The following is an 11,580-nucleotide window of genomic DNA, read 5'->3' as shown; positions in this document are numbered from 1 at the left end:
TCTCCTCCTGTCCCGCCGACGACCTGGGCCATCTCCCCCACCCTCGCGGCGGCCCCGCTCCCCCGTCGGGGCCCTACCGCTGTCACCGCACATCCGGGTGGGGAACCCCGATGCCGTGGAGGCCGTGAGCAGCGCAGGCGCCGCCCTGCACAGTCCGGATCAGACCCTGCGGCGGCGAGCGAGCACCACTGCCCCGGCACCCAGCCCGGCCAGGAGGACGCCGAGGCCGGCCAGACCTGCGATCTCCGTGCCGGTGCGCGGGAGGCGCGGACCTGCCTCCTCGTCACCGGAACCGTCGCTGTCGTCCCCACCGGGCTGACCGTTCGGCTCCTCGCTCGGGCCGTCTCCGGGATCGCCGGTCGGCTCGCCGCTGGGCCGGTCGCCGGGGTCGTCGCTCGGTTCCTCGCCGGGGCCGTCCGTCGGCTGCCCGGTGGGCTCCTCGGTCGGCTCCTCGGAGGGACCGCCGTCGCCGCGATCCAGCGTCTCCGAGGTCAGCACCCAGTTCTCCCGGAAGAAGCCGGACGGATCGATGACCTGGTTCTCCACCGTCCAGTCGATGAGCGCCTCGCGGATCTCCACCTGCTCGTTGTAGACCTCTTCGAGGTCTGCGACCGGGTAGCCGCTGCCGCCGGACTGACGATAGTTGTTGATGGCGAGGACGAACTCGTCGTCCTCCCCCACCTCGGAGCCATCGGCCATGCGGATGTTCTCGATCCGCTCGCCCACGGGCCGGGAGATGTTGATGTCGTAGTCCACGCCGGTGAGAGCGTCATAGGTGTAGTCGGGGCGGTCGCGACCGTCCCCCTCGTCGTAGGCGTTGGACACCTCGGCCGGATCGAAGTCCGCGCCCTCCTCGACCTGCTCGTAGAAGCTCGCCGCACGTTCGAGGTATGCCTTGAGCTGCGCACCGTCCAGCTTCACACCGGCGAGGGTGTTGTCATAGATGTAGAGGCCGCCCACGTCCGCGACGCTCACATCGCCGGCGTTGAAGACGGCGTCGCGGCTGAAGGGGGAAGTCTGCGCGAGCACGGGCAGGTCCTCGTACTCCGTGCCCACGAGCCCGGCCTCGGCGGTCTCCGTCATCACCATCCCCACGAAGTCCAGGATGGCGGTGTCCTCGTAGCGGGAGGTGGCACCGCTCATGGTCTCCGTGGCCGTGCCCACCTTCTGATTGACGTAGTCCACGGTGGCCTGGTGATGGGAGGAGATCGCGGAGACCATCTCCGGGCTCTCCTCCACGTCACCCTGGAGGTAGTGCGGGGTGACGCTGGGCGCCGTGTCCTCCCAGTCCACCTCGAAGCCCTCGCCGGACTCCTCCGGCACCAGGCTGAGCTCCACCTCGTTAAGCGAACGCCCCCAGTAGTAGGGCTGGGTGATGAGGGCCCGGGTGCCGTCCGTCTGTGTGACGACCTCCTCCGGCTCGTCCAGGTGCGAGTGGCCGGCGACCACCACGTCGATCTCCGGCACCTGCTCCGCGAGGGTGCGGGAGAGGTTCTCCTGGAGCTGGTCCGGGTCCCAGGTCTGGGACTGCGGGTCCTTGCCGCTGTGCGAGAGGGCGATGACCACGTCCGCGCCCTGCTCCTTGAGCTGCGGGGCGTACGTCTTGGCCGTCTCCACGATGTCGGCGAACTCGATCTTCCCGTCCAGGTGCTTCTTGTCCCAGACCCGCGAGCCCGGCGTGGTCAGTCCCACGACGCCCACCTGCACCGTCTCCCCGTCGATCTCGCGCTCGATCATGGTGGTGGGAGGGTTGTGTGGCTCGCCGGAGGCGACGTCCACCGCGTTGGCGGCCAGCACCGGGAAGTCCACCTGCGAGGCGTACAGATCGAGCATGTCCAGCCCGTAGTTGTACTCGTGGTTGCCCACCACCTGCGCGTCGTAGTCCATGACGGAGTTGGCCACGGCCATGGGGTGCTGCTCCCCCGTCTCCGTCACCGGCTGTGTTGCGGAGTAGTAGGAGGTCAGCGGGCTTCCCTGGATGGAGTCGCCGTTGTCGAAGAGGAGGACGGAGTCCTCGCCCTTCTCGCTGCGGACCTCGTCGATGACGGTCCTGGCCCGCGCCAGGCCCAGTTCCTCACCTGCCGGGTAGGGCCCGTTGGTGAAGTAGTCCCAGTTGAGGACGTGTCCGTGCACGTCCGTGGTGGCGAGGACGGAGAGGGAGAGGGGTGCAGCCGCCTCCGGGGCGGGCATGGCCGCGGCCGAGGTGGCGGGCAGTCCCACGAGGACGGCGGCCGCCAGCGCGGCGGGCATTCGCAGATGTGACATACAGGTCACTGTAAGCCAACGCACAGACACGGCGGAATCCTCCCGATGGACCCGGTGCGGACGGGAGGTGAACTGCGGCGGACCCTCCCAGTCACCAAGGACTATGCGGCCTTCCTCGGAGAGGTGGTGGTGCACGCCCAGGACATCGCCCGCCCGCTGGGACTCGCGCTCGAACCTGCAGCCGAAGCGGTGGGAGAGGTCGCACGGTGCTGGACCTGGTGATCGCCATGGCCGGCAGCTGTCCGAAGGCCGCTGTCAGCATCAGCTCGACGCCGATCACCAGTCCCGGCCAGGCAACCTCCCCCTGCTAGCATCACCGGCCATGAGCGGAATCAGCCGCCGGTCGGCGATCTCAGGCGGCGTGAGCGGGCTGCTGCTTCTCGCCGCAGGCTGCGCACCGCGCAGTGACATCGACGCGGTGACTGCGGCACTGCAGACCGCGGTGGAAGGAACCCCCGCGTACGTCAAAGGGAAGGTCTTCTTCCAGGACGGGTTTTCGCCCGGCACCTTCATGGGCGGCACCCTCATCGTGGACGCAGCGGACCGACAGCAGGCGGCTGACGTTCTGACGACGATCCTCGAGGCGGTGATCCGCACGTATCTGGACCAGCCGAACGTGCGCAATGCCTCGGTCGACATCGGAGTGCGGACGCAGATCGATGACCAGATCTACGTCCGGGCCCATGAGGTCATACCGCCTGCCGACAGAGCCACTGTTGACACTGACGATCTGATAGCCCACTTCGGCCTCGGCTGAGGCCCGCCCGATCAGCCGACCGTCGTGCCCTCGTAACCACCGGTCTTCACGTCATATCGCAGGACGTTGATCCGCCCGGTGGACTCGACCGCGCCGTCGATGTACCAATGCGACTCGCCGTCATGGAAGACCCCGTGGGAGCCGTCCGGATGGAGCAGGTGGGTGCGCACGTGCCCTGCGACGACCGTCTTGAGGAATGGGCCGGTCGTGGCCGGGAACTTCTCCGTCAGCACGTAGTCCGGCGTCGCCGCGCGCCACAGCTTCCCTGCCTCTTCGTCGACGCCGGCGTGCACGAAGATCTGGGTGGGCGTCTCATGGACGCGCGGCAGACTTCGCAGCCATTCGATCAGCCCAGCGTGCTTGGTGCGAACAGCGTCCTTGAAGCCGCGATTCATCGCCGGCCCGTCGAGCGTGGAGGCGTCGCTGCCGGGGTCGTCGTGCCCGAGGGCCTGTGCGAGCTCCCTCGGGTCGAGGAAGCTCTTGACGGTGACGAGGTCCGTGTCGGCCATGAGCCAGGTGAGATCTTCGTCGTCGCCGTCGAGCCAGTCCAGCATCCAGTCGTCGTGGTTGCCGAGCAGCGCGATCACGCGATCCGGGAAGCGCCGCTGCAGCGTCCTGACCGTCTCGAGCACCTCCCGGCTGGCGGGCCCGCGGTCGATGTAGTCGCCGAGCAGGATCAGCTGCGCCGCAGGATCGCCGTCGAGGTCCACGAGGTCGATGGCAGCGCGGAGCGGCTCCAGGCGGCCGTGGATGTCGGAGACGGCGTAGATGCGTTCGACCGCAGTGCGGTCCTCGGTGTCATCTGTGATGTGCTGTGGTCCTTCGCTTCCGCATGGAGTGTCTCCAGCTCTCACTTCCAGCCCAGTGCCCTCTCACTTCCAGCCCAGTGCCGGGGCCACCTCCGTGAGGATCGCCTCGAGGACGTGGGCGTTGTAGCCCACTCCGAGCATGTTGGGAACCGTGAGGAGGAGCGTGTCCGCCGCGGCGATCGCCTCGTCCTCGCGCAGCTGCTCCACCAGCGCCTCGGGTTCGTCCGCGTAGGACCTCCCGAACACCGCCCGGGTGTGCGCATCGAGCATTCCGAACTGATCGCTGCGCTCACCGCTGCCCAGGAAGTACCGGCGGTCCAGGTCGTTCGTGAGCGCGAAGATCGACCGGGACACGGAGACCCGCGGTTCGAACCCGTGGTCGTGCCGCGCCCACTCCTCGCGGAACGCCTCGATCTGCTTCCGCTGCTGGATGTGGAAGGGCTCACCGGACTCGTCGTCCTTGAGCGTGGAGGACATGAGATTCATGCCCGTCCGTGCGGCCCAGCGTGCGGTGGCATCGGAGCCGGCGCCCCACCAGATCCGCCGGCGCAGACCTTCCGAGTACGGCTCGAGGCGCAGGAGTCCGGGCGGATTGGGGAACATCGGCCGCGGATGGGGCTGCGCGAACTGCCTGCCGGAGAGCAGTTCGAGGGCCGTCTCCGTGTGCCGCCGGGCCATGTCCGCATCCGTCTCCCCCGCCGCGGGCCGGAAGCCGAAGTGCCGCCAGCCGTCGACCACCTGCTCCGGTGACCCCCGTGAGATCCCCAGCTGCAGGCGGCCTCCGGAGATGAGGTCCGCCGCGCCCGCGTCCTCCGCGAACCCGTGTGGTTCGGAGTAGCGCATGTCGATGACCCCGGTGCCGACCTCGATCCGGCTCGTCCTCGCGCCCACGGCAGCCAGCAGCGGGAAGGGCGAGCCGAGCTGCCGGGCGAAGTGATGGACGCGGAAATAGGCGCCGTCGGCGCCGAGTTCCTCCGCCGCGACTGCGAGGTCGATGCTCTGCAGCAGGGCGTCGGCGGCGGTCTGCGTGTACGAGGTGGGGTGCGGGTTCCAGTGTCCGAAGGACAGGAAGCCGATGCTCTTGCGGGTGCTCACGTCCGGCTCAACCCGGGCGCCACACGGCGTATTCCGCGGCGGCGGCCGTCCCCGTCCCGCAGACGGGCGCCCGGAGAAATCCGCGCCGGAACCGCCGCGGACGGCCGCTGACCTGCTAGACATTTCCCTATGAACGCCAAGGCACAGGGAAGTGCAGAATCGTACGTGTTCGGCCGTGTCGTCCAGCTCGCCGTCGTCGCAGCCCTGGGCGGCTTCCTCTTCGGCTTCGACACCTCCGTCATCAACGGTGCCGTGGATGCGATGCAGGGCGCCTGGGACACCTCCTCGCTGCTGACGGGCTTCATGGTGTCCTCGGCCCTGCTGGGCTGCATGGCGGGCGCCGCGATGGCCGGCGGCATCTCCGCGAAGATGGGCCGCGTGAAGGTCATGCTCATGGCCTCGGTCCTCTTCGCCGTCTCCGCGCTGGGCTCCGGTCTGGCCTTCGGCCCTGCCGACATGATCATCTGGCGCGTGGTCGGCGGACTGGGCGTGGGTGCGGCCTCCGTCATCGCCCCGGCCTACATCGCGGAGATCTCACCGGCCTCCGTCCGCGGCCGGCTGGGCTCCCTGCAGCAGCTCGCGATCGTCACCGGCATCTTCGCCGCGCTCCTCAGCGACGCCGCTCTCGCCGCTGCCGCGGGAGGGGCCGCCGAACAGCTGTGGCTGGGCCTGCCCACCTGGCGATGGATGTTCATGGCCGAGGTGGTCCCCGCCGTCATCTACGGCATCCTCGCGCTCACCATCCCGGAGTCACCCCGCTATCTGGTGCAGCAGGGACGTGAGGACGAGGCGAACAGAGTGCTCTCGGAGATCTTCATCGAGGGCGTGGCCCTGCGCATCCAGGAGATCAGGAAGACGGTGGACACCCAGCGCAAGCCGCGGCTGTCGGACGTCCTCAACCCCAAGCGCACCAATCTCCTGCCCATCGTGTGGATCGGCATCGTCCTGAGCGTCTTCCAGCAGTTCGTGGGCATCAACGTGATCTTCTACTACTCCACGACGCTGTGGAAGTCCGTGGGGTTCGACGAATCCGATGCGCTCACCATCTCCGTCATCACCTCCGTGACGAACATCGTGGTCACGCTGCTGGCCATCGCACTCATCGACCGGATCGGCCGGCGCCTGCTCCTCATGATCGGCTCCACGGGGATGACGGTGGCACTGGGGGTCATGACGCTGGCGTTCTCGCTGGGCATCAATCCGGCCGCGGAGGCAGTGGAGCTGCTCCCCGGCTGGGACACCGCCGCCCTCATCGCGGCCAACGCCTTCGTCGTCTTCTTCGGCATGAGCTGGGGGCCGGGGGTCTGGGTCCTGCTGGGCGAGATCTTCAACAACCAGATCCGCGCGTTCGCCCTCGGCATCGCGGCGGCGGCGCAGTGGCTGGCGAACTTCGTCATCTCCACCTCGTTCCCCAGCATGGCGGACGTGGGTCTGTGGTTCGCCTACGGCTTCTACACGGTGGCCGCGCTGGCCTCGCTCCTCTTCGTCCTCAAGTTCGTCAGGGAGACGGCAGGCAGGGAGCTCGAGGACATGGAGTGAGGGCGTGGGGCGTCCGCGCTCGCGCGCTGAGCTGGGCCGCAGCCCCGTCCTCCATCGGCCCTCGGCCGCGACCGCTACTCGGCGATGGGGAAGGAGATCGACGTAGGGCCGTCCTGGAACGTCAGGCCCAGTGGCACAGCGGGGTGCTGTAACCGCTCCAGCGAACCATCCTCGCGGATCCTGAAACTCACCAGCTTCACCGGCCACTTCCGCGCCTTCACGGGCGACCCCGTGACGAACAGCCAGGCGCCGTCCGAGGACTGCGCGAAGTCCATCGCAGCGCCTGGGCTGGGATACGGCGAGCCCGGCAGCGCGATGAGCTCACCGTTCTCACGCAGGGAGTACCCACTGATCGTCTCGTCGATCGGGTTGCCCACCCAGACGTATCTGCCGTCCCGGCTGAATGTGGGATTGTGCACCGCGCGGCCGGCGGGTAAGGGAGACGTGGGGATCTCGGTGAGCAACCCGTTGGGTCCGATCTCCAGCACACCGATCGAGCTGCTGCCCTCATTCGCCGTGAACAGGAACCGCTTGTCCGGCGAGTACACGGGGTTCACGGGCGTCCGGCCGGAGACCTGCAACTCGTGGATCTGTCCGCCGATGCCGCCATCGGCTTCGAGTGCGTAGGTGAAGATGGTGTTCGAGAAGGCGCTGATGACGAAGATCTTCGTGCCGTCGGGCGAGATCTTCGGCTGCACGAGGCCGTGCGAGAACTTGCCGCGTCTGCGGCGGGGGCCTGCAAGCGAGAGCACTCCGTCCTCGCTGAGGCGGAAGTGCTGGATCGAGCCCCAGAGCATACCGGCCAGGCCGCGGCCCATTCCCACGTACACGTCCCGGCCGTTGGCCGCGGTGTCGGTGCCGAGCGGCGTGGTGAGCCGGTCGAATCGGTACGTGCTGGCCTCGGTCACGGAACCGTCGTCCTCCACGCGGTACACACCGATCTCGGGCTTGAACGTCTGCCGCATGCCGCCGCCCATCGGCAGCCCCCAGTCCGCAGGGGCCAGAAGGTATTTCCCGTTCGGAGTCACCCGCAGGTCGACGCAGCCGGATCCCGTCCTGAAGGGAGAGCCGGGAAAGAGCTGTGCGCTGCCATCGTCGTAGAGATCCACCACGGCCATGCCGGGGCTCTGCGCGTTGACGTACAGACGGTCGGTGGCTCTGCGGTTCGCCGGAGAGGTCATGCGTGCACTGTTCCTTTCGAGAATCGGATGCGCACATGCATCGAGCATCATGGCGCCCCTTCGTCCTGGTGCAGTGACCCCACGCTATAGAGAGAGCGGCCTCCCAACGAGGGAGAGAACGTGACCATCTGTGCAGACGGCGGACCGGGGCGCTCGGAGCTAGGCTCAGGCCCGTGTGCCCAGCGGCCGGACGGTCCGCCCTCCCCGGGCGACCGACGCAGACAGACAGGCTCCGTCAAGTTACCAATTATTGGTAAGCTATGAGCATGAGCCCGAACACATCGATCAGCCTGGACTCACACTTCTCCGACTTCCTCGCCCGCGAGGTCGCGACCGGGCGATACAGCTCAGCGAGTGAGGTCGTCCGCGCGGGGCTGCGGCTTCTCGAGGATCAGGAAACCCAGATGTCGGCGCTGCGCTCAGCACTCGCCGCGGGTGAGGAGAGTGGAGCGCCTGAGCCCTTCGACTTCGATGCGTTCATCGAAGCGAAGAAGTCGTGAAGGAGTATCGACTCACGCCAGCAGCCAAGCGGGACATCTCCTCCATCTGGGACTTCACGCAGGAGCGCTGGGACGCCCACCAGGCAGAGACATACGTCACGGACATCAGGTCTGCGATCGAGCGCATTGCCGCCCAGCCCGACCGAGGGCGCGCGTGCGACGAGATCCGCCGTGGCTACCGGCGCTACAGCATCGGCAGCCATCTTCTCTTCTACGTGGAGAACGGGAACTACATCGATATCATCCGCATCCTGCACCAGCGGATGGACCCGAGCAGGCATCTGTAGGAAGACCCACGGGTGAGCACCAGCATTCCGCGCCCAGGTCTCTGGCGCTGCGCCTGAGCTTCAGTGCCATACTGAACCGCATGACCCTCTACCTCTCCACCGATGCCGAGGCAGACGCCCTCCTCGCCCACGACCGCTTCGCCCTCATGGTGGGCATGCTCCTCGATCAGCAGGTGAGCATGGAATCCGCATTCGCCGGCCCCTACAAGCTGGTGCAGCGCCTGGGTGATGTCACCCCGGCGAGCATCGCAGCCATGGACCCGGACGCCTTCCTCGAGGCCTTCCGCCAGTCCCCCGCCGTCCACCGCTTCCCCGGCTCCATGGCCGCCCGGGTGCAGAAGCTCGCGCAGACGCTCGTGGACGAGTACGGCGGTGACGCCGAGGCCGTCTGGACCGCCCCGGACACGGACGGTTCCGCGCCCTCGGGAGCCCTGATCCTGCGCCGGCTGAAGAAGCTGCCGGGGTTCGGCGACCAGAAGGCGAAGATCTTCCTCGCGCTGCTGGGCAAGCAGTTCGGACTGGAGGCCGAGGGCTGGCGCGAAGCGGCCGGAGAATACGGCCCGGACGATGCCTACCTCTCCATCGCCGATGTGCGCGACGACGCCACGCTCCAGCAGGTCCGCGCCAACAAGCAGGCCCGCAAGGCCGCGGCGAAAGCGGCCAAGGCGAAGAAGTAGGTGCCTACTCTCGCCGGTGTCTCACTCTGCATCGCCTTCGCCTCGAAATCTCGATGCAAATTGAGACATCGGCAGCAGGTGAGGCTCAGGAGCCGCCCGGCTCCTCGACCGTCGCGCCCGTGATCTCGACCTGAGCAGAGGCGGCCACTGCCGCTCCGTGCTCCAGGGTCCGGGAGACGGCGCAGATCCGCTCATGCGCGGCATCCATCAGCCGCTCCACGAAGACCTCCGGATCCTGCCGCCGCGTCCATTCCGTCAGTGCCAGGTCGAAGGTGACGTCCAGCCCGTCCAGACGCACGGGACCGGCGGAATCCTTGAGCTTGTCCGCGTCGACGGTGAACGCGAACCGCTCCGGCTCGCCGCCGCGGGTGAGCGGCTTGTCCACGCAGACAGCCATGCAGCCGGCGAGCGCGGCCATGAGCATCTCCGCGGGCTGCACGAGTCCCTCTCCCCTGCCGAACTCCAGCTGCGCGCCCGAGGCCGTCGTCACCCGATACCGCTCGAACCCTGTGCGGGCGACGGACACCTGCAGGTGTTCCGCCACTCGCTCATCCTCGGGCTCGTTCGCGCGGGAACTCGCCACGTGCCCGTCCTCGCTCATCGCGACTCAGACCGCCGAGGCGAGCGCCAGCTGCCAGCTCACGCCCAGCCGGTCGTTCAGCCACGCGTAGCGCTGCGCGAAGCCGTAGTCGTCGCGGTCCTCCATGAGGAACATGCCCCCGTCGGAGAGACCGGCGAGGACGGCCTCGTACTCGGCCGGGTCCTGGGTCTCGAAGTACAGCGAGGACGCCGGCGTGAAGGTGAACTGGTGGTGAATGGGCGAGTCGTTGATCCGCACGCGGAGGCCGTCCAGGTCCGCCACCGCCATCATGATGAGCGGCGCCTCTGTGCTGACGGCCGGGTTGGCCTCCGTCGCCGCGGCTTCCGCCTGCGCCGCGTCCTCCGCCGGGAAGTGGACCACGGACTGCACGGACGAGCGCGGGATGACGGAGGTGTAGAGGTCCAGCGCTTCCTGCGCGCGGCCCTCGAACATGAGGAACGGGGTGAGTGCCATGACGGTCTCCTTCTTCAGCCTGGAACCCTCTCAGCCTAGGACCTCGGCCGGACCCAGGTACATCCAGCGCCGGGCCCTGCGCACGAACCGCGCCACCTCGTGGAGCTCACCGCTGCTGCCGTCCGGTTCGCGATAGGCGGCGCGGTACTCGACGACTCCCTCCTCGTCCTGGACACCGCCGGCGCTGACGGCCTCCACGCGCAGGCCGATCCACTCCGCGCCGTCGCCCACGTCGATGCGAGCCGGCCGGGTCTTCGGATGCCAGGTGCGGAACAGGTGGTCCTCGTCGCCCTTGACATGGGCGGTGTAGCGGGAGCGCATGAGCTGCTGCGCCGTGGGAGGCCACGTCGTCAGGGTGAGCGCGGGCTCACAGCACTGTGAGTAGGTCGCTCCCTTCGGGTAGCCGCCGCAGGGGCACGGGGCCGAGGCCTGGGACGCCGAGGCCGGGGGCACCGGTGCCGAGGCTGTCTGGTCCTGAGCTGTCTGGTCCTGAGCAGGCTGGGCCGAGGCCAGCTTGTCCGGGGTGCGCGCAGTAGAGTCCGTCACGGGTCCAGACTAGTGGTCGCCGCACGCCGGCCCGCCTTACCGAGGAGAACAGACGCAGATGGATCGCACGCGCGCAGAGACGGAGCCTCCGGTGCAGAAGGTCGGAGGCTCAAAAGACGCGGGCCGGAATCCCACGGCGCAGCGATTGCGCCAGGCCGTGCGGGCCGTCATCCTGGACCCGGACGACCACATCCTCCTCGTCCGCTTCCGCTGGAGCCGCCAGCCCTCCGCCAATGGGCTCTGGGCCACTCCCGGCGGCGGGATCGAGGCCGGTGAGACGCACCTGGAGGCGCTGCGGCGGGAGATGCACGAGGAGACGGGCATGCCGGTGGCAGAGCTGGGACCTCTGCTCTGGACCCGCACGGCCCACCGCGCATTCAGCGGATGGACCGGCCAGACCGACCACGTGTACCTCTTCCGCACCGAGCGCTTCGACCCCACACCCGCGCTCACCCCCGCCCAGCTGCGGGACGAAGGAGTGCAGGAGGTCCGCTGGCTCTCCCCGCCGAGATCGCGGCACAGAACGCGGTCTTCGCTCCGCGCACGCTCCCCGGACTGCTCACCCGGCTCCGTGCAGAGGGACCTCCTCCGCAGCCGCTCCGCCTCGAGGAGTTCTGACCGAGGCGGAGGACTCCGGCCGGCGGTCCCCGGGGCAGCCAGCCCTGAAGCGAACGCCGGATCCCGGCACCGGGCACCAGTGCCGCAGATGCCCGGCGAACCCCGCCGAGGCCTCGGGCCCGCTCCTCATCAGCCCGTCTCCGTATGCTCCCCGCCGCCATAGCGCCGGTGCGCTTCCAGGAGCAGAGTGAGGACGTCCGCTTTGGGCACTGCGGGGAACGCGGCGACCTGGCCTCTCACTCTCGCCTCCGG

The 11,580-nt window shown here is 68.5% G+C and carries 14 protein-coding genes; 7 read left to right on the top strand and 7 right to left on the bottom strand.

Translation table 11 applies throughout. The features are described 5' to 3' along the window. Window positions 1-159: 159 nt before the first annotated feature. A complete protein-coding gene (locus tag Q0A33_RS02560; protein WP_291792629.1) occupies window positions 160-2,265 on the bottom strand; it encodes a 5'-nucleotidase C-terminal domain-containing protein in 2,106 nt (701 codons plus the stop codon). A gap of 45 nt (window positions 2,266-2,310) precedes the next feature. On the opposite strand from Q0A33_RS02560, the gene Q0A33_RS02555 reads away from it, so the two are divergent. Beyond that, window positions 2,311-2,487, top strand: a complete 177-nt coding sequence (locus Q0A33_RS02555; protein ID WP_291792626.1) for a hypothetical protein — start codon at window positions 2,311-2,313, stop codon at window positions 2,485-2,487. A gap of 100 nt (window positions 2,488-2,587) precedes the next feature. Beyond that, window positions 2,588-3,022: a hypothetical protein gene (locus tag Q0A33_RS02550; protein ID WP_291792624.1), complete on the top strand. Its 435-nt coding sequence runs from the start codon at window positions 2,588-2,590 to the stop codon at window positions 3,020-3,022. An 11-nt stretch (window positions 3,023-3,033) separates the two neighbouring features. Here Q0A33_RS02550 and Q0A33_RS02545 read toward each other — a convergent pair whose 3' ends face one another. Together Q0A33_RS02545 and Q0A33_RS02540 are read right to left on the bottom strand one after the other, a co-directional pair. Further along, entirely contained in the window at window positions 3,034-3,876 is an 843-nt protein-coding gene (locus Q0A33_RS02545) for a metallophosphoesterase (RefSeq protein ID WP_291792622.1), read from the bottom strand. Window positions 3,877-3,894: 18 nt separating this feature from the next. Then, window positions 3,895-4,926: an LLM class flavin-dependent oxidoreductase gene (locus Q0A33_RS02540; protein WP_291792619.1), complete on the bottom strand. Its 1,032-nt coding sequence runs from the start codon at window positions 4,924-4,926 to the stop codon at window positions 3,895-3,897. A gap of 129 nt (window positions 4,927-5,055) precedes the next feature. Here Q0A33_RS02540 and Q0A33_RS02535 point away from each other — a divergent pair, with 129 nt between their 5' ends. Then, window positions 5,056-6,465 (top strand): sugar porter family MFS transporter, encoded by a 1,410-nt coding sequence (locus tag Q0A33_RS02535; protein ID WP_291792616.1) that lies wholly within the window; start codon window positions 5,056-5,058, stop codon window positions 6,463-6,465. A gap of 74 nt (window positions 6,466-6,539) precedes the next feature. Here the strand turns inward: Q0A33_RS02535 and Q0A33_RS02530 are convergent, their stop codons facing one another. Next, window positions 6,540-7,646: a beta-propeller fold lactonase family protein gene (locus Q0A33_RS02530; RefSeq protein WP_291792613.1), complete on the bottom strand. Its 1,107-nt coding sequence runs from the start codon at window positions 7,644-7,646 to the stop codon at window positions 6,540-6,542. Between the two features lie 266 nt (window positions 7,647-7,912). On the opposite strand from Q0A33_RS02530, the gene Q0A33_RS02525 reads away from it, so the two are divergent. From Q0A33_RS02525 to Q0A33_RS02515, 3 genes are all read left to right on the top strand, one after another. After that, entirely contained in the window at window positions 7,913-8,146 is a 234-nt protein-coding gene (locus Q0A33_RS02525; protein ID WP_291792611.1) for a type II toxin-antitoxin system ParD family antitoxin, read from the top strand. Further along, window positions 8,143-8,433: a type II toxin-antitoxin system RelE/ParE family toxin gene (locus Q0A33_RS02520; protein WP_291792609.1), complete on the top strand. Its 291-nt coding sequence runs from the start codon at window positions 8,143-8,145 to the stop codon at window positions 8,431-8,433. Before Q0A33_RS02525 ends, Q0A33_RS02520 begins: the two co-directional genes overlap by 4 nt. An 80-nt stretch (window positions 8,434-8,513) precedes the next feature. Further along, window positions 8,514-9,110 (top strand): HhH-GPD-type base excision DNA repair protein, encoded by a 597-nt coding sequence (locus tag Q0A33_RS02515; RefSeq protein ID WP_291792606.1) that lies wholly within the window; start codon window positions 8,514-8,516, stop codon window positions 9,108-9,110. Between the two features lie 85 nt (window positions 9,111-9,195). Here the strand turns inward: Q0A33_RS02515 and Q0A33_RS02510 are convergent, their stop codons facing one another. The 3 genes from Q0A33_RS02510 to Q0A33_RS02500 are packed head-to-tail and all read right to left on the bottom strand — an operon-like array spanning window position 9,196 to window position 10,710. Next, window positions 9,196-9,711: an OsmC family protein gene (locus Q0A33_RS02510; RefSeq protein ID WP_291792603.1), complete on the bottom strand. Its 516-nt coding sequence runs from the start codon at window positions 9,709-9,711 to the stop codon at window positions 9,196-9,198. Between the two features lie 6 nt (window positions 9,712-9,717). Beyond that, window positions 9,718-10,164: a VOC family protein gene (locus Q0A33_RS02505; RefSeq protein WP_291792600.1), complete on the bottom strand. Its 447-nt coding sequence runs from the start codon at window positions 10,162-10,164 to the stop codon at window positions 9,718-9,720. Window positions 10,165-10,194: 30 nt separating this feature from the next. Next, window positions 10,195-10,710 (bottom strand): YchJ family metal-binding protein, encoded by a 516-nt coding sequence (locus tag Q0A33_RS02500; RefSeq protein ID WP_291792597.1) that lies wholly within the window; start codon window positions 10,708-10,710, stop codon window positions 10,195-10,197. Window positions 10,711-10,768: 58 nt separating this feature from the next. On the opposite strand from Q0A33_RS02500, the gene Q0A33_RS02495 reads away from it, so the two are divergent. Continuing rightward, complete coding sequence (locus Q0A33_RS02495; protein ID WP_291792594.1) at window positions 10,769-11,491, top strand: NUDIX domain-containing protein; 723 nt, start codon at window positions 10,769-10,771, stop codon at window positions 11,489-11,491. Window positions 11,492-11,580: the final 89 nt, after the last annotated feature.

Source organism: Brevibacterium sp. (genome assembly GCF_022712115.1).
Classification (GTDB): domain Bacteria; phylum Actinomycetota; class Actinomycetes; order Actinomycetales; family Brevibacteriaceae; genus Brevibacterium; species Brevibacterium salitolerans.
The sequence above is the reverse complement of the archived record's forward strand: the minus strand, read 5'-3'. Positions and strand labels throughout refer to the sequence as shown.